This is a genomic window from Streptomyces aureocirculatus (assembly GCF_000720475.1).
Lineage (GTDB): Bacteria > Actinomycetota > Actinomycetes > Streptomycetales > Streptomycetaceae > Streptomyces > Streptomyces aureocirculatus.
The window spans coordinates 137616-154117 of record NZ_JOAP01000010.1 but is presented as its reverse complement, the minus strand read 5'-3'; the positions used below and the strand labels follow the sequence as shown (position 1 = coordinate 154117).

Below are 16502 nucleotides of genomic sequence, written 5' to 3'. Positions count from 1 at the left end.
CATCCACCTCCCGGCCCGCCCCTGCGGTCGGTCGAAGCGCTTCGACGCACTCTGGACGTCACCCACCGGCCCCAACTAGGTTCAGTGACCTCACCTGCACCCGTCCGTCCAAGGCAACCCTCGCGCGCCCGTCGAAGCGGTTCGCGTCCCGTCGCCCCGGAGCGCCCCCAGGAGAGACGCATGGTCACCCTCGCCGAGGTCGCCAGGCACGCCGGAGTGGCGGCCAGCACGGTCAGCTATGTGCTCAGCGGCAAGCGCTCCATCTCCACGGGCACCTGCGAGCGGGTCCGCCGCAGCATCCGGGAGCTGGGCTACCACCCCCACGCCGGGGCCCGCGCCCTGGCGAGCAGCAGGTCCGACATCATCGCCCTGATGGTGCCGCTGCGCACGGACATGTACATCCCGGTGATGATGGAGATCGCTGTCGCCGTCACCACCACGGCCCGGACCCACGGCTACGACGTCCTGCTCCTGACCGGCGAGGAGGGGCCCGCGGCCGTGCGCAGGGTCACCGGCAGCGGGCTCGCCGACGCCATGATCCTCATGGACGTGGAACTCGACGACGAGCGGCTGCCCCTGCTGCGCGCGAGCGACAGCTCCGCCGTCCTGATCGGCCTTCCCGCCGACACCGCGGGACTGTCCTGCGTGGACCTCGACTTCGGCGCCGCCGGAGCCCGGTGTGTCGAGCACCTGGCCCGCCTCGGCCACCGCGAGCTCGCCGTCATCGGGGAGGCGCCCACGATGTACGAGCGGCACGCGGGCTTCGCCGAGCGCACCCTCGACGGCGTCCGCGCCGAGGCGCGTGAACTCGGCGTCGGGCTGCTGCACCGGCCCTGCGAAGCCGGGCACGCGGCGGTGGCGGCCACCCTCGCCCGGATCTTCGACGAGCGCCCGGCGACGACGGGCTTCGTCGTCCAGAACGAGTCGGCCGTCGAGCCGCTGCTCGCCGTGCTGCGCGGCCGGGGCCGCGCGGTCCCCGAGGACGTCTCGGTGGTGGCCGTGTGCCCCGACCAGGTGGCGCTCGGCGCTTCCGTCCGCCTCACCTCCGTCTCCGTACCCGCGAAGGAGATGGGGCGGCGGGCCGTGGAACGCGTCGTCGCCAAAGTGGGCGGTGACCCCTCCGATGACGTCACCCTGCTCGCGCCCGAGCTGACGGTACGCGCCAGTACGGGCCCCGCCCCGGCTTGAGCGGCCGTCGGCGGGGCCCGGGCTCAGCGTCCGACCCTGCGTTTGTTCCAGACGTCGAACCCGACCGCCGCGAGCAGCACGAGCCCCTTGATGACCTGCTGGTAGTCGGTGCCGATGTTCACCAGGGACATGCCGTTGTTGAGGACGCCGAGCACCAGGCCGCCGATCACGGCGCCCATCACCGTGCCGACGCCCCCGCTCATGGAGGCGCCGCCGATGAAGGAGGCCGCGATCGCCTCCAGTTCGAAGTTGAGGCCGGCCTGCGGGGTGCCCGCGTTCAGGCGTGCCGCGTACACACAGCCCGCGAGTGCCGCGAGCACCCCCATGTTGACGAAGATCAGGAAGGTGACGCGCTTGTCCTTGACGCCGGACAGCTTCGCAGCGGCCTTGTTGCCGCCGAGCGCGTACACATGCCGTCCGACGACCGCGTGGCGCATCACATAGCCGAGGCCGATGAGCAGGCCGCACATGATGAGCAGCACCACCGGCACGCCGTGGAAGCTGGCGAGCGTAAGGGTGAAGGCGATCACAGCGGCACCCACGGCCACCAGCTTGGCCACCCACAGGCCCGTCGGTGGCACATCGAGGTCGTACGCCAACTGCTGCTTGCGGCCGCGCCACTCACGGAGGACCAGGAACGCGACCGTCGCGAGACCGATGACCAGAGTCGGGTTGTGGTACTGCGTGTACGGGCCCATCTCCGGGACGAAGCCCTTGGCGATGTTCTGGAAGCCGTCGGGGAACGGCGAGAGCGACTGGCCCTCCAGGACGATCTGGGTGAGGCCGCGGAAGAGCAGCATGCCCGCCAGCGTCACGATGAACGACGGGATGCCGACGTACGCGATGAAGAAGCCCTGCCACGCGCCCGCGACCGCGCCGATGAGCAGCGAGAGGACGAGGGCGAGCACCCAGGGCAGGTCGTGCCTGACCATCATCACCGCCGACATGGCGCCGACGAAGGCCACCAGCGAGCCGACGGACAGGTCGATGTGGCCCGCGATGATGACGATCATCATGCCGATGGCCAGGATGAGGATGTAGCCGTTCTGCTGGATCAGGTTGGAGACGTTGCTCGGCAGGAGCAGTGTGCCGTCGCTCCAGATCTGGAAGAGGACGACGAGGAAGGCCAGCGCGACGAGCATGCCGTACTGGCGCATGTTGGTGCGCATGCCCCGCAGCAGCAGGGCGCCGGTGCTCTCCTCGGCGGACGGCGCGGCGGGTGCTCCCGAGGGGGGAGTGGTCGTGGTGGTCATGGCGGGGGCCTCAGCTTCTGTTCCGGGTCATGTGGCGCATCAGGAGTTCCTGGGTGGCGTCCGCGCGGTCGACCTCACCGGTCAGCCGGCCCTCGGCCATCGTGTAGATCCGGTCGCACATCCCGAGCAGCTCGGGCAGCTCGGAGGAGATGAAGAGGACCGCCTTGCCCGCGGCGGCGAGCCGGTCGATGACGGTGTAGATCTCGTACTTGGCGCCGACGTCGATGCCGCGCGTCGGCTCGTCGAGGATCAGCACCTCGGGGTCGGCGTGGATCCACTTGCTCAGGACGACCTTCTGCTGGTTGCCGCCGGAGAGCCGTCCCACCTGCTCGAAGACGGTGGGCGCCTTGATGTTCATCGTCCTGCGGTAGCGCTCGGCGACGGCCCGCTCGTGGTGCGCGTCGACGAAGCCGGCGAGGCCGCCGAAGCCGCCGAACAAGCCGGTGCCTCCGCGCCGCATGCCCGGCAGGGACGGCAGGGAGATATTGCGGTTGATGTCGTCGATGAGGTTCAGGCCGTACCGCTTGCGGTCCTCGGTGACGTACGCGATACCGGCGGCCACGGCCGCGGGCACCGTCTTCGTGGAGACTTCGCGTCCGCCGACGGCCACGGTCCCCGCCACGTACTGACCGTACGAACGCCCGAAGACGGACATCGCGAGCTCCGTTCGGCCCGCGCCCATCAGGCCCGCGATGCCCACGATCTCACCGCGCCGCACGGTCAGTGACACATCGTCGACGACCTTGCGCTGGTGGTCGACCGGATGCCGCACCGTCCAGCCCCGCACGGACAGGGCGAGGGAGCCCGCGTCCTCGCCCTCGTAGGGCGTGCGCTCGGGGAAGCGGCGGTCGAGGTCGCGGCCGACCATGCCGCGGATGATGCGGTCCTCCGACAACCGCGGCGTTGACGACGGAGTCTGACGGACCGTCAGGGTCTCGATGGTCCGCCCGTCGCGCAGGATCGTCACCGAGTCGGCGACGGCCCTGATCTCGTTCAGCTTGTGCGAAATCATGATGCAGGCGATGCCCTGGTCGCGCAGCTCCAGGATGAGGTCGAGGAGCCCTGCGCTGTCCTCGTCGTTGAGGGCGGCCGTCGGCTCGTCGAGGATGAGCAGCTTCACCTCCTTCGCCAGAGCCTTGGCGATCTCCACCAACTGCTGCTTGCCCACGCCGATGTCGGCCACCGCGGTCCCCGGCTTCTCGCGCAGGCCGACCCGCTTCAGGAGCGCGCTCGCCCTGCGCAGCGTGTCGTTCCAGTCGATGAAGCCCCGGCTGCTCCGTTCGTTGCCCAGGAAGATGTTCTCGGCGATGGAGAGGTACGGGACGAGTGCCAGCTCCTGATGGATGATGACGATGCCGTGCCGTTCGCCGTCACGGATGTCCTTGAAGGCGGCCCTGCGGCCCTCGAAGCGGATCTCGCCGTCGTAACTACCGTGCTGGTGAACGCCGCTGAGGATCTTCATCAGCGTCGACTTGCCCGCGCCGTTCTCGCCGCAGATCGCGTGGATCTCCCCGGCGCCCACGGTCAGACGCACATCGCAGAGCGCCTTGACGCCGGGGAACGTCTTGGTGATCCCGCGCATCTCGAGCACGGGGCCGCTCACGAGAGCTGTCCGGCCGTGAAGTAGCCCTCGTCCACGAGGAGCCGGGTGTTGTACTTGTCGACGCTGACCGGGTCGAGCAGGAAGGACGGCACGACCTTCTTGCCGTTGTCGTAGTCCGTGGTGTTGTTGACCTTCGGCTTCCTGCCGTTCAGGACCGCGTCGCCCATCGCCACCGTCCGCGCGGCCAGCTTCCTGGTGTCCTTGAACACCGTCTGCGTCTGCTCGCCGCGGATGATGGACTTCACCGACGCCAGCTCGGCGTCCTGTCCGGTGATCACCGGCAGCGGCCGGTCCTTGGAACCGTACCCCGCGCTCTTCAGCGCGGAGATGACGCCGATCGAGATCCCGTCGTACGGGGAGAGCACCGCGTCGACCCGCGCGGAACCGTAGTTCTTGCTGATCAGGTCGTCCATGCGCTTCTGCGCGGTGCCACCGTCCCAGCGCAGCGTGGTGGCCTGGTTCATCCTTCTCTGCCCGGAGCGCACGGTGAGTTGCCCGCTCGTGAAGTACGGCTTGAGCACCCTCATGGCACCGCTCCAGAAGTACCGGGTGTTGTTGTCGTCCGGTGAGCCCGCGAACAGCTCGATGGTGTGCGGGTCGCCGCCCTTGTCCGGCTTGCCGAGTTTGAGCTTCTTGACGATGTACTCGGCTTCGAGGCGGCCCACCCGCTCGTTGTCGAACGACGCGTAGTAGTCGACGTGCTCGGTGCCGAGGATGAGCCGGTCGTAGCTGATCACGGGGATGTGCGCGTCGTGGGCGCGCCGCATGACCTCGGTCAGCGCGGAGCCGTCGATCGCGGCGACCACCAAGAGGCCGTGCCCCTTGGTGATCATGTTTTCGAGCTGGGCGATCTGGTTCTCGACCTTGTTGTCGCCGTACTGCAGATCGGTCCGGTAACCGGCCTTCTCGAACTGCTTCGCCATGTTCTCGCCGTCGGCTATCCACCGCTCGGAGGACTTGGTGGGCATGGCGAGGCCGATGGTGGCGCCCTTGCCGGTGTCCGGCTCGTAGCGGCTGCCGCCCCTGGCCTCCTGGCCGCAGGCGGCGAGCCCGGCGGTGAGCAGCGCGGTGCTCACCGTGATGAGGAGTGTGCGGGTGCGCATCGGTCAGTTGCCTTCCGGGAGGGGGAAGCGGCGCAGCTCGCCCGGCAGCCGGGAGCCGAGCGGCGACATACCGCCGTCCGCGCCGTGCCGGGCGAGCAGATCGAGGACGAGCCGTCCGCGCCGCACCCGCTCGCGGGCGCCGGCGAGGGTGTGCTCGCGCAACTGGGCGCCGTAGGGGTAGACGCCGGGCGACTTGCTGAGGCCGAACTTCAGATAGAGCGGGGCACCGCGCCGGATCAGCTCGGCCGTCTCGTACATCCGGACGTAGCCGCCGAGGTCGTCGGGTGCCTCGATGTACATGTCCATCGGGGCCCGGCTGACGCGGCGGATCTCCGTGAGGTGGTGCGCGGTCAGATCGGACGGCACATTGAGGGAGTCGGCGCCGAGGCCCTCGTACACGGTGTACGAGGCGGGGTTGACGGGCCCGGTGAGCGCGGACAGCTTCAGCGTGGTGTCGGCGGGCAGCAGTCCCGCGCCGCGCAGCCGGTGCAGGGTCCAGAGCACGCCCTCGTCCGCGACGAGCAGGCAGCGCACCCCGAGTCCGGCGGCGCGCAGGGCGTCCTCGACGCACCCGGCGAGCGCGTCGTGGCCGCGCGCCCGCAGGCCGGCGCCACCGGATTCGGTACGGGTGGAGCCGCCGATGTCCCAGGTGCCGCGCGGTCCGGTGAACAGGCACAGCTCGATGTGGAGCGCGGCGCAGGCGTCGACCATCTCGGTGATCTCGTCGTCGGTGAGCATCCACACGCCACTGCCCTGACTGATGCGGTGGACGGGCAGGTCGAGCCGCGTGCTCTCCTTCAGAACGGCGGACAGCGCCTCCGGGCCCTCCACGGAGGGGATCTCGGTACGCCAGGCACCGCCGTCGGGGAACGTGTGCGGCGAGGCGTCGGCCGGGTCGACCGGTGGCACGGCCTGACCGAGGCGGGCGAGCGCGTCGGCGCCGGGGCGCCGGGGCATGGGTGGGGCGGTCAAGGAAAGCCTCCTGATGTTCGATATATCGGACGCCGTTCGGAGGTGCGGGCAAAACCGTGGCCCGGCCCGCGCAGTACAGCCCGTCCGGCGTTTGCGGACGAGCCCGCAGGGCGATCGGCGGCACGAGGGACGGGCGGCACGGAATCGCACCGCGTGCCCGAAGCCGGGAACCGCCCGGTTCTAGGGGCGCAAGAGGACCTTCCCGGCCCCCGGGTCACCCCCGCCGACAAGCGCGACCGCCTCGGCGAACCGTTCGAGCGGAAACTCGTGCGTGATGAGCGGCGCGGGGTCGAGCAGCCCGAGGCGGAAGGCGCGGACCGCGTCCGTCCAGGCCGACGACGGCGCGCCGAAGACACTGCGCAGCTCCAGTTGGCTCAGCGACAGATGCACCGGATCGATCCCGGTCGCACCCGGGGCGAACATCCCGGTGAGCACGACCCGGCCGCCCCGGCACGCGAGCAGGCACGAGGAAGCGGCCGTGGACGGTGCCCCCGCGGTCTCCACCACCAGATCGAACCGGTTTCGCAGGCCCCCGTCCGCCTCCTCGGGCGAGCAGTACGCGCTCCCGCCGAACACAAGCCCCTGCTCACCGCGCGCGGCCCGCGGGTCGATCACGACCAGCTCCGCCGGGCTCGACGCGGCAAGGAGCTGGACCGCGAGCAGCCCGAGCGTGCCGGCGCCGACCACCGCGACCCGCTCACCGGCCCGCGGCCGGCCGACGCGCACCGCGGCGGCGACCACGGCGGCCGGTTCGAGCAGGGCCGCGGCCCGCAGATCGGCGTCGGCGGGCAGCAGGTGCAACAGGCGCGCGGGCACGACGAGATGGTCGGCGAACGCACCCGGTTCGGTGAACCCGGTCTCGGCGTACCCGCCGGTGCACAGACTGGTCTCGCCGCACCGGCACCGCTCGCACACCTGGCACGCCCGGAACCCCTCGGCGACGGTCCTGCGCCCGAGGAGATCGGGGTCCGCTCCGCCGCCGACCGCCTCGACGATCCCGGACCACTCGTGGCCGGGGACGACGGGGTAGCGGACATAGGCAGCGTCACGGTGCCCGTCGTACACCTCGCGGTCGCTCCCGCAGATCCCGGCGGCGGCGACCCGGACCAGGACCTCGCCGGGGCCGGGGGCGGGTACGTCACGGTGGACCAGGCGGTGTGTGCCCGGCCGCTCCACGACGAGGGAGCGGCTCCGTGCCGACGGGCCCGCCGCGTCCCCCTCGTCCTCGCGGACCCGGCTCACTTCGGCGCCCTCCGCTCCCAGCCCTCGGCCCACAGGTCGAACCGCGCCTGCTGCTGCGGGAACTCGGCCGCCGCGTCGACGTCGAACTCGACGCCGAGGCCGGGGGAGTGCGAGACCTCGAAGCAGCCCGTCTCCGGGTCGACCCGCGGAGCGCCGTGCACCACCTTCTTGATCTCCGCGTCCGCGAAGTCGTTGAAGTGTTCGAGAACCTTGAAGTTCTGGGTGCACGCGGCCAGTTGCAGCGAGGCCGCGGTGAGCACCGAGCCGCCCACGTTGTGCGGGGCCACCAGCAGATAGTGCGTCTCGGCGGTGGCGGCCAGCTTGCGGGTCTCCAGGATGCCGCCGATGTGGCCGATGTCGGGCTGGATGATGTCGGCGGCCCCCGACTCGAACAGTTCGCGGAACTCGATGCGGTCGTGGATCCGCTCGCCGGTCGCGACCGGCAGCTCCACCTTGTCCGCCACCTTCTTGAGGGCCTTGAGGTTCTCCGGCGGCACCGGCTCCTCCAGCCAGGCGGGCCGGAACGGCGCCATCTCCCGGGCCAGGCGCACCGCCGTGGCCGGGCTGAACCGGCCGTGCATCTCCAGCATCAGCTCGGCGTCGGGCCCGATCGCGTCCCGTACCGCCTCGATCAGCGACACGGCGTACGCGGACTGCTCGTGGTCGAGTTCGAGGTGCCCGGTCCCGAACGGGTCGATCTTCAGGGCCCGGTAGCCGCGCGCCAGCACCGCGCGCGCCGCCTCGTGGTACGCCTCCGGGGTCCGCTCGGTGGTGTACCAGCCGTTGGCGTAGGCCTTGACCCGGTCGGTCACCTGCCCGCCGAGCAGTTGCCACACCGGCACGCCGAGCGCCTTGCCCTTGATGTCCCAGCACGCCATCTCGACGACGGCGATGCCGGACATGACGATCTCGCCGGCCCGCCCGTAGTCGCCGTACTTCATCCTGCGTACGAGGTCCTCGACCGCGAACGGGTCGGAACCGGCGATGTGGTGGGCCTCCGCCTCGCGCAGATAGCCGACGAGCGCGTCGGTGCGGCCCAGCATCCGGGTCTCGCCGACCCCGGTGAGCCCCTCGTCGGTGTGGACGAGCACATAGGTGAGGTTGCGCCAGGGGGTCCCGACGACGTGAGTGCTGATTCCCGTGATGCGCACGGCAGTTGGCCCCTTGAGTCTGTTCGAGATTTCGACCCGCGTTCGAAATGTTGGCGTGACCGTAATCAGGCCGCGCTGAGGGTGTCAACGGATCGTGCGGTACCGGGTTCGGCGGGATCATTGCCTGCTGAACAAGCCTGTGGCTAGGCTGCGTTCGCGATATCGGTCAGCGACCGGAATTTCGAACGGCAAGGGTGGGTGGGAAGCATGGGACGTCTCGTCCCCGCGGTGACCAGGGCGCTGGACATACTCGAACTGTTCCTTGAGGGCGAGGGCATGCTCTCGGCGCCGGACATCACCCGCAAGCTGCAACTGCCGCGCACCACGGTGCACGAACTGGTCACCACTCTCGCGGCCCGCTCCTATCTGGTGTCCGTGCCGGAACAGCCGGGCCGCTACCGCCTCGGTGTGCGCGCCTACCAGCTCGGCAGCCGCTACGCGGAGCAGCTCGACCTCGCCGCCGAGGGGCAGCAGGTGGCCCGGCAGGTCGCGGAGACCTGCGGTGAGACGGTGCACGTCGCGATCCTGGAGGACCTGGACGTCATCTACATCGCCAAGGTCGACTCCACCCACGCCGTCCGCATGGTCTCGGCCGCGGGCCGCAGGCTCCCGGCCCACTGCACCGCGGTGGGCAAGATGCTGCTCGCCTCGCTGCCGCCGGACGAACTCGCCGTCCGTGTCGAAGGGGCGGGTGACCTCGTCGCGATGACCGGGCACAGCATCACGGACCCCGACGCGCTCCGGGCCGCCCTCGACGGCGTCCGCGAGCGGGGTGTGGCCACCGAACACCGCGAGTCCAACCCCGACGTCGGCTGCGTCGCCGCCCCCGTCCGGGACGGCGCGAGGCACGTCGTCGCCGCCCTGTCCGTCTCGGTGCCCATGATCCGCTGGACCGAGGAGCGCGAGACCGAACTGGCCGACCTCGCCGTCAAGGGGGCGGCGGACCTCTCCGCGCGCCTGGGCCACCGGGGCGCCGCCCGGTAGGCCGGCCCGTCAGTCCGTCAGCCCGTCGCGGGCCGCGCCGCGAAGGCGCGATCGAGGAGGGTGTGCAGGGTCGCCCGCTCCCCGTCGTCGAGTGTGGCCAGGCCCGCGAGGGTGGTGTGCATACCGGCGCGGATGGTGTCGATGGCCTGCTCACCGGCCGGGGTGATGACGACGTTCTTGACGCGGCGGTCGCCGGGGCTCGGCTCGCGGCGGACCAGGGCGCGCTTCTCCAGGCGGTCGATGATGCCCGTCATGTTCGAGGCGTCGCAGGCGAGGGTCTCGGCCAGGACGCGCATCGCCGCGGGGCCGCGGCGCAGCACGGTCAGCGTCTTGGCCTGGCTCGCCGTGAGGTTCTCGCGCGCCGCCGCGGCGGTGAAATCGCCGTAGTAGGTGCCGAGCGCCATCGAGAGCTGCTCCATGAGCCGGCCCGTGTCGACGGGTGCGGATCCTGTCATGTGATCGACCTTACGCCCTGAAACTTGACCATCTCAAATATTGACCTCTACCGTAAGATATTACTTGAGGTCTTCAAGCTTCTAGGTTCTTAAGTAGTTGGGAAAGAGTTTTCCGTGTCTCACGCACAGCACACGGCGTCCACGCGGGCCTCGGGTTCGACCTCGGTCGTCCTGGTGCTCGGGCTCGCCGCCATGGTCGTCTCGATGATGCAGACGCTGGTCGTCCCGATCCTCGGGATCATCCAGAGCGAACTGGACGCCACCACCGCGAACGTAAGCTGGGTGACGACGGCGACGCTGCTGTCCGCCGCCGTCTTCACCCCGCTGCTCGGCCGCTTCGGTGACCAGCACGGCAAGAAGCCGACCCTCGTCGGGGTGCTGCTCGTGATGATCGCGGGCTCGGTGCTCGCCGCCACCACGACCTCGCTGACCTGGCTCATCGTCGGCCGCGTGCTGCAGGGCGCGGCGACCGCGATCTTCCCCCTCGCGCTCTCCGTGCTGCGCGAGGAGGTCAAGCCGGAGAAGCTGCACGGTGCGATGGCCCTGGTCAGTGGCACGCTGGCGTTCGGCAGCGGCCTCGCCCTGGTCGGCGCGGGCCTCCTCACCCAGGGCTCGGACCCGGACTACCACCGGGTCTTCTGGCTCGCGGTGGTCCTTGCCGTGATCGCCCTCGTCGGTGTCCTTCTCGTCGTGCCCGCCTCGCGTACGAAGACGGGCGGGCGGACCGACTGGCTCGGCGCGCTCACCCTGGCGCTGCTCCTGGTCCTGCTGCTCCTGCCGATCTCGCAGGGCCACGAGTGGGGCTGGACCTCCGGGCGCACGCTCGGCAGCTTCGCCGCCGCGGTCGTCATGGCCGGGGTGTGGGTCCTGACCGAGCAGCGGGTCCGCGAGCCGATGGTGGACATGAAGATGTTCACGCACCGTCCCGTGCTCTTCACCAACGCGGCCGGTCTGCTGCTCGGCTTCGCGATGTTCGCCCAGTTCATCGGCGTCTCCTACCTGGTGCAGATGCCCGAGTCCCTGGCCGGGTACGGCTTCGGTGCCTCCGTGCTCGACGCGTCGGTCGTGTATCTCCTGCCGACCACGCTCGTCTCCCTGGTGGGCGCCCAGTTCGGCGGCGTCCTGGTCCGCCGGATCGGGGCGCGCGCCACGCTGGCCGTCGGAGCCTGCTTCGGTGTGCTCGGCTTCGCCTGGCTGACCCTGGCGCACGACACCAGTGCCTCGGTGATCGGGGCGGGCATGGTCGTCGGCCTGGCGATCAGCTTCGGGTACGCCGCCATGCCGGCCCTCATCGTCGCCGGCGTCCCGGCCCACCAGACCGGCATCGCCAACGGCATCAACTCCATCTCCCGCTCCGTCGGCAGTGCCATCGCCAGCGCGGTGATCACCTCGCTCCTCGCCTCGAAGACCATCCAGCTTCCCGCGGGCATGCCCGCGCTGCCCGAGGAGAGCCAGTTCACCCTGAGCTTCGGCATCGCGGGCGCGGCGTTCTTGCTCGTCGTCGCCGTCTCCCTCCTCGGCCTGAAGGCGGTGCACGGGCCGCGTACGCCGGTGCTCAAGAAGGTCGCGGAGTCCGAGACCCCCGAGCGCGTCGGGGTCTGACCGGCCGTGACGCCCTGCGGTCCGGCACCTTCGGGTGACCGGACCGCAGGGCGTCCGGCCTTCGCCGGGTCACGCGCCGGGCCCCCGCGGCACCGGGCCCAGTACCTCGGTGCGGGCCTCCAAGGCCCGCAGGACCGCCACCATGTCCAGGTCGCCGTGGCCGAGGCGCACGGTGTCGGCGAACAGGGCGTGACACACGTCGAGGAGCGGCGAGGCCACGCCGGACGCCCGTGCCGCGTCCGCGACGAGGCGGTTGTTCATGAGGACGTCGCGCGCCGCGGCCTGGACGCCGAAGTCACCGGACAGCAGCTTGGGCGCCTTCATGCGGGAGACGTCGCTCGCCATCGGCCCGGCGCCGAGCACGTCGAGGAACAGCTTCGTGTCCAGGCCCTGCCGCTCGGCGAAGTGGAAGGACTCCGCGAGGCCGGTGACCGTGGTGATCAGGAACAGGTTCACCGCCAGCTTCATCAGGAGCGCCCCCGGCACCTCGCCGCACAGGAACGTCTCCCGGCACATGGCGCTCACGAAGGGCCGCACCCGGGCCACGTCGTCCGGCTCCCCCGCAAGCATCCCCACCAGGCGCCCCGTCTCGGCGGGCTCCCGCGACCCCGACACCGGCGCCTCCACGTACCGCCCGCCCGCCGCCCGTACGTCAACTCCGAGGCCGCGCGAGTAGTCGGGGGACGTCGTTCCCATGGGGACGACCGTGCGCCCCGCGACGCGGGCCGCGAAGGCGGGCGTGCCCCGGCCGAGTGCCGCGTCGATCGCGGCGCCGTCGGCCAGCATCAGGATGACGACGGGGGCCTTCGCGAAGAGTTCGTCGACGCTCGAAGCCTGTCGTGCCCCGGCCGCGCGCAGCGGATCGCACCTGGCGGCGGTGCGGTTCCAGACCGTCAACTCCGCGCCCGAGCGCGCAAGGCGGAGAGCCATCGGCTGCCCCATGACGCCAAGGCCCATGAACCCCACGTCCATCTCGCACCCCCGTGCCCGGCGGCTGAGGCCGTTTCGTCGGCCGTCAACTCCGCGATTATGACCGGTGTCATAGTAGCGGCGGGGGCGGTGCGCGGCATAGGAATCCGCACGGGTGCGTGCGGTGTGCGCCGCGGGGGAGGGAGGCCACGACGTGGCGGCAGGTGAGGTGTCGGGGCGTGGGCCGCGGGAGCGGATGGTCTTCAGCGCGGCCCAGTTGATCCGCGGGCGCGGGGTCGGTGCCACCGGCATGCGGGACGTCGTCGCGCACGCGCGGGCGCCGCGCGGCTCGCTCCAGCACTACTTCCCCGGCGGCAAGGAGGAGTTGGTCACCGAGGCCGTGGAGTGGGCGGGCCGGTACGCGGCGCGGCGCGTCGCACGGTTCGTGGCGGGGCTGCCCGAGCCGACGCCGAGCGCGCTGTTCACCGCGATGGTGCGCCAGTGGACGGACGACCTCGCCGCGCGGGACGCCACGTCCGGCTGCCCGGTGGCCGCGGCGGTCGTGGACTGCGCGGACACAAGCGAGACCACACGGACGGCCGCCGCGGCGGCGTTCACCGCCTGGGCCGCCGCGGTGGCCCAGGCGCTCACCGACATGGGTGTGCCGTCCGCCCGCGCCGAGGCGCTCGCAACGTTGATGATCAGCGCGGTGGAGGGTGCATTGCTCGTCGCCCGCGCCGAGCGTGACGTACGCGCCCTGACGGCGGTGTCACAGGAGCTCGGACCGCTCCTTGACGCGGCGGTCGAGAAGCGGTGAGCGGGCACCCGAAGGAACGGTGAGCGGCGGCGGGCCCTCGGCCCGGACGAGTGCCAGGGCCTCCCGCACCACCGGATGGTCGAGATGGCGGGCGACAAGGACCAGATGCTCGCGCTCCGCCGCGGCGGGCACGTCCTCGCCGGGCAGTGCCGTGAGCCGCTCGTGGGGTGCGGCGGGCGGCAGGCCCCTGGCGCGTGCGTCGGCTGCGTGCAGCAGGGTCGCGGCGGCCTGCGCGGCCACGAGGTCGCACCCGGCGTGCCCGCGCCGGGCGAGCCGCGCCACGGCCAGGGCCGGGCCGCCGACCATCCAGGGGCTCAGACTCCGGGCGCCGTCCCGGATCTCGACGAGCCTGCGGGACAGGGCGATCCGGGTGTCCCAGCCGCCCCACAGCAGACCGGGGGCGAGGACGAGCTGGGAGGAGGCGCGGACGACGGTCTGCCACAGCGGGCGCAGGACCCGGTGGTCTCGCAGCTCCCGCCGGCGGGCGGCGAGCGATATACGGACGAGGCTGTAGTGGGCGACGAAACCACTGCCGGCGGTGATCAGCCAGGCGCCCTCGGCGACGCCGTCGACCCCGCGGCCGCCCGCCGCGCCGATCATCGCCGTGAGGGCGCAGGCCACATGGGCGAGGTCGAGGCCGATGGCCAGCGCGAACTCCCGTACGCTCCGCCGCAGGTCCGAAGGCAGCACGGGATCGCGCAGTGCGAGCAGCGCACGGCAGCGCAGCAGCGTGGAGACGGCGACGGCACCGAGCGCCGCGAAGAACACCAGGTGGAACGCCACCACCAGGGGGTCGCGCACATGGTCGGTGGCGAACAGCAACGGCCGGGCCGCACCCCTCACATCGGCGAGGACATAGAGGGCCGCCATGGTGAGGACGGTGCCTGCGTAGAGCGGAGCCCAGCGTAGAACCGTGCCGCGCAGCACTCCCGGGGCACGGTGCCCCGGTTGCCACAGCACGCTCAGGAGCTGGGCGTGACCGACGCACAGCAGCCACAGGCACTGGATGAGCAGGGCGGACAGATGAGGGGCGCCGCACGACGTGTCGACGGCGCGGTACACCGCCGGTGTGGCGAGGAACAGCAGGGCGCTCACATGGAACAGCGCGGAGGCGGTGAGCTTCAGCGCGAGGGACGGATCACGCCGGGCGGCGATCGCCTTCCCAGTGGCCAGGGCCAGGGCGATCACGGCGGCGACCAGATCGGCCCCGGTCAGCAGCGCGTGCCCCATTAGATGTCGACGCGCCGGTTGCCGAAGGAGGCGGCGAGCGGTCCGGTAGGGCACTCGGCGCCGTCGCCGGTGCGGCCCTCGGCGCCGTCGAGGGAAAGGAGCAGGAGGCCGACGGTGGCGAAGACCTCGGCGGCCCACTCCTCGTCCTCCGCCCGGCCGGTACGGGCCTGGGCGGGCCGGGCGAGGACCTCGTGCACCACGTCCGGGGGCAGGGAGGGCAACTGCTCCGCGAACGCGCCCGGGTCCGCCGGTTCGCACGCGGTGACGGCGTACGCGTCCGCCTCCCGGCCGGTGCTCAGCAGGTGGTACAGCTCGTGCAACAGGACGTGCAGCCCCTGGCGTTCACTGGTGTGGGCGGTGATGACGACGGTGTCCTCCGCGTCGCCCTGCACGCAGAACCCGCTGACGTGCGTGGGGAGAGTCAGCCGCAGGACGGTGAGGGGCCTGCCGCGTTCGCGGGCGACGGCGTCGACCAGGTCCGCAAGACCCGCTCCCGGCCGCAGGCCGAGGTCCTCGTGGATGATGCGGACGGCGCGGCGGCGCGCCCTGACCCAGGCACGGCGTCTGCGCACGGCGGAGCGGATACGGGTCGAGGCACCGGTGACACGCGCCCGGCCGGTGGTGAGCCACTCGGCCGGGGCGTCCACGGACGGCACGGGTCAGTGCTCCCGGCGGGGGCCGGAGCCAGGCCCTCGGCGCCCGACCGGCGACGCGGGTGCGCCCTTTCGCCGCGGGCCCGCTCTTCGCCCGGCCGTGCTCGCCCTCGTCCCGGCGCCCTCGCGGTGGCCGGTGGGACACGGGACCCGTGCCCACGCGTCGACGTCACTCATAGGTCGTGCACGCTCCCCGTTACCCGACGTGGCGGGCGGGTGCCCGCTGACCTGCGCAGGGACAGTATCAGGCAGAGGAAGTAACGATTCGGCGGTGTTACCCGGCGGGACCAGGCGCGCGTCGTCGTCCAACGGCCGGGTGCGCGCCGCCGCTTGGCCCGGTGCGCTGACGGGGCGTCGAATCCGGCCGCGACCCGGCCGCGACCCGGCCGCGACCCGACCGGAATCCGAACAGTGTACGGACGGGTCTGTGTCAACGATTGAGGACGACGCTGGCCGGGGACGGTCCTTGCGGATACCCTACGGGCGCCCAACGAGTTCCGTGGCCCATGGAGATCTTCAGGTGAACCCAGCCGACCACCAACCGGCGCCCGGACACGAGATCGCCCGTCTCCTCGACGACGTCGATGCCTACGCCGCCCGGCTCGGCACCTCGCGCGCCCGCCTCCTTGACGTCGGCCTCATCTCCCACGCGACCGGCATCGAGCCCGAACGCGTGCGCGGCCTGCTCGCCGGTGAACCCCCGGAGGAGGAGCCGCGGGAGAAGAACGCGCGCGAACTCTTCCGCAAGGCGCTGTTCAAGGAGCGGCTGCGCTTCCTGCAGCGCACCCGGCTCAAGGAGACGTTCGCGGGCAGGGAGCCGTACGGGCTCCGGGAGATCTCGCGCGCGACGGGCATCTCCGCGCAGCACGTGTCGAACCTGCTCAACGGGGAGCGGGGCGCCAACCACGACCACGCGGCCCGGCTCGAAGTCTTCTTCCGGGTCCCGGAGGGCTTCTGCTCGCGCACCGAGGGCGCGGCGCTGATCGCGTATCTGCGCCGGATGGTCAACGAGGACCTGCCCAAGCTGGCGACGCGGGCGGTGCTCCAGGAGCTCGGCGCGCGCTCGGTCGCCTTGCGCAGCACCGCCGACGGGGCGCAGATCGACACCTTGCGGGACCTGCTCCCGGCTCTCGACGAGCTGGTCAAGGTGATCCAGGGAAAGCAATCAGGAGGGGCTCAGGAGGGCGGGCGGGAGCGCCCGTGAGAGAGGTGCGCTACGCGCGTTGCGGTGCATGAAGGACGCCGATTCGGGCAGTCCGTGGGTTCATTCGCACCCTATGCCCATGACATGCGTCGTTCTCAATCGTTGACACCGCCTGTGATAGTGCATCAGGATCTGT

Annotated in this window: 15 protein-coding genes; 5 read left to right on the top strand and 10 right to left on the bottom strand. The window is 71.4% G+C overall.

Features of this window, described 5'->3' with window-relative positions; translation table 11 throughout:
• Positions 1-180 precede the first annotated feature (180 nt).
• Entirely contained in the window at positions 181-1188 is a 1008-nt protein-coding gene (locus IG78_RS0112200) for a LacI family DNA-binding transcriptional regulator (RefSeq protein WP_030562121.1), read from the top strand.
• Positions 1189-1211: 23 nt separating this feature from the next.
• Here the strand turns inward: IG78_RS0112200 and mmsB are convergent, their stop codons facing one another.
• The 6 genes from mmsB to IG78_RS0112170 all read right to left on the bottom strand — a co-directional run bounded on the left by mmsB (position 1212) and on the right by IG78_RS0112170 (position 8512).
• On the bottom strand, positions 1212-2441 hold the full coding sequence (gene mmsB, locus IG78_RS0112195) for a multiple monosaccharide ABC transporter permease (protein ID WP_030562120.1): 1230 nt from the start codon (positions 2439-2441) through the stop codon (positions 1212-1214).
• 10 nt (positions 2442-2451) lie between these two features.
• Positions 2452-4023, bottom strand: coding sequence for a multiple monosaccharide ABC transporter ATP-binding protein (mmsA, locus tag IG78_RS0112190; RefSeq protein ID WP_037685237.1), 1572 nt, complete (start codon positions 4021-4023; stop codon positions 2452-2454).
• Positions 4024-4040: 17 nt separating this feature from the next.
• Complete coding sequence (gene chvE / locus IG78_RS0112185) at positions 4041-5147, bottom strand: multiple monosaccharide ABC transporter substrate-binding protein (protein ID WP_030562118.1); 1107 nt, start codon at positions 5145-5147, stop codon at positions 4041-4043.
• A gap of 3 nt (positions 5148-5150) precedes the next feature.
• Entirely contained in the window at positions 5151-6104 is a 954-nt protein-coding gene (locus IG78_RS0112180; protein ID WP_030562117.1) for a hypothetical protein, read from the bottom strand.
• Positions 6105-6299: 195 nt separating this feature from the next.
• Entirely contained in the window at positions 6300-7361 is a 1062-nt protein-coding gene (locus tag IG78_RS0112175; RefSeq protein ID WP_051852560.1) for a zinc-dependent alcohol dehydrogenase, read from the bottom strand.
• A complete protein-coding gene (locus IG78_RS0112170) occupies positions 7358-8512 on the bottom strand; it encodes a mandelate racemase/muconate lactonizing enzyme family protein (protein WP_030562115.1) in 1155 nt (384 codons plus the stop codon). The genes IG78_RS0112175 and IG78_RS0112170 overlap by 4 nt, the downstream gene beginning before the upstream one ends.
• Positions 8513-8719: 207 nt before the next feature.
• On the opposite strand from IG78_RS0112170, the gene IG78_RS0112165 reads away from it, so the two are divergent.
• Positions 8720-9496, top strand: a complete 777-nt coding sequence (locus IG78_RS0112165) for an IclR family transcriptional regulator (protein WP_030562114.1) — start codon at positions 8720-8722, stop codon at positions 9494-9496.
• 17 nt (positions 9497-9513) lie between these two features.
• Here IG78_RS0112165 and IG78_RS0112160 read toward each other — a convergent pair whose 3' ends face one another.
• Positions 9514-9951, bottom strand: a complete 438-nt coding sequence (locus IG78_RS0112160) for a MarR family winged helix-turn-helix transcriptional regulator (RefSeq protein WP_030562113.1) — start codon at positions 9949-9951, stop codon at positions 9514-9516.
• A 114-nt stretch (positions 9952-10065) separates the two neighbouring features.
• On the opposite strand from IG78_RS0112160, the gene IG78_RS0112155 reads away from it, so the two are divergent.
• Positions 10066-11553 carry an MFS transporter gene (locus IG78_RS0112155; RefSeq protein WP_030562112.1) on the top strand — a complete coding sequence of 496 codons (1488 nt, stop codon included), beginning with the start codon at positions 10066-10068 and terminating at the stop codon, positions 11551-11553.
• Between the two features lie 69 nt (positions 11554-11622).
• Here the strand turns inward: IG78_RS0112155 and IG78_RS0112150 are convergent, their stop codons facing one another.
• Positions 11623-12525, bottom strand: a complete 903-nt coding sequence (locus IG78_RS0112150; RefSeq protein WP_030562111.1) for an NAD(P)-dependent oxidoreductase — start codon at positions 12523-12525, stop codon at positions 11623-11625.
• Between the two features lie 193 nt (positions 12526-12718).
• On the opposite strand from IG78_RS0112150, the gene IG78_RS0112145 reads away from it, so the two are divergent.
• Entirely contained in the window at positions 12719-13279 is a 561-nt protein-coding gene (locus IG78_RS0112145; protein WP_037685192.1) for a TetR/AcrR family transcriptional regulator, read from the top strand.
• Here IG78_RS0112145 and IG78_RS0112140 read toward each other — a convergent pair.
• Positions 13232-14509, bottom strand: a complete 1278-nt coding sequence (locus IG78_RS0112140; protein ID WP_030562109.1) for an MAB_1171c family putative transporter — start codon at positions 14507-14509, stop codon at positions 13232-13234. The genes IG78_RS0112145 and IG78_RS0112140 overlap by 48 nt on opposite strands.
• Positions 14509-15165 carry a hypothetical protein gene (locus IG78_RS49145; protein ID WP_030562107.1) on the bottom strand — a complete coding sequence of 219 codons (657 nt, stop codon included), beginning with the start codon at positions 15163-15165 and terminating at the stop codon, positions 14509-14511. The genes IG78_RS0112140 and IG78_RS49145 overlap by 1 nt, the downstream gene beginning before the upstream one ends.
• Positions 15166-15682: 517 nt before the next feature.
• Between IG78_RS49145 and IG78_RS0112130 the strand changes: the two genes are divergently transcribed.
• Positions 15683-16366, top strand: a complete 684-nt coding sequence (locus IG78_RS0112130) for a helix-turn-helix transcriptional regulator (RefSeq protein ID WP_030562106.1) — start codon at positions 15683-15685, stop codon at positions 16364-16366.
• Positions 16367-16502: the final 136 nt, after the last annotated feature.

Excerpts from the sequence above, each read along its gene's own strand:
- IG78_RS0112165 (WP_030562114.1), top strand. The coding sequence starts at position 8,720 with ATGGGACGTCTCGTCCCCGCGGTGACCAGGGCGCTGGACATACTCGAA.
- mmsA (WP_037685237.1), bottom strand. The coding sequence starts at position 4,023 with ATGCGCGGGATCACCAAGACGTTCCCCGGCGTCAAGGCGCTCTGCGAT.
- chvE (WP_030562118.1), bottom strand. The coding sequence starts at position 5,147 with ATGCGCACCCGCACACTCCTCATCACGGTGAGCACCGCGCTGCTCACC.
- IG78_RS0112180 (WP_030562117.1), bottom strand. The coding sequence starts at position 6,104 with ATGCCCCGGCGCCCCGGCGCCGACGCGCTCGCCCGCCTCGGTCAGGCC.
- IG78_RS0112140 (WP_030562109.1), bottom strand. The coding sequence starts at position 14,509 with ATGGGGCACGCGCTGCTGACCGGGGCCGATCTGGTCGCCGCCGTGATC.
- IG78_RS0112145 (WP_037685192.1), top strand. The coding sequence starts at position 12,719 with ATGGTCTTCAGCGCGGCCCAGTTGATCCGCGGGCGCGGGGTCGGTGCC.
- IG78_RS0112200 (WP_030562121.1), top strand. The coding sequence starts at position 181 with ATGGTCACCCTCGCCGAGGTCGCCAGGCACGCCGGAGTGGCGGCCAGC.
- mmsB (WP_030562120.1), bottom strand. The coding sequence starts at position 2,441 with ATGACCACCACGACCACTCCCCCCTCGGGAGCACCCGCCGCGCCGTCC.
- IG78_RS0112150 (WP_030562111.1), bottom strand. The coding sequence starts at position 12,525 with ATGGACGTGGGGTTCATGGGCCTTGGCGTCATGGGGCAGCCGATGGCT.
- IG78_RS0112160 (WP_030562113.1), bottom strand. The coding sequence starts at position 9,951 with ATGACAGGATCCGCACCCGTCGACACGGGCCGGCTCATGGAGCAGCTC.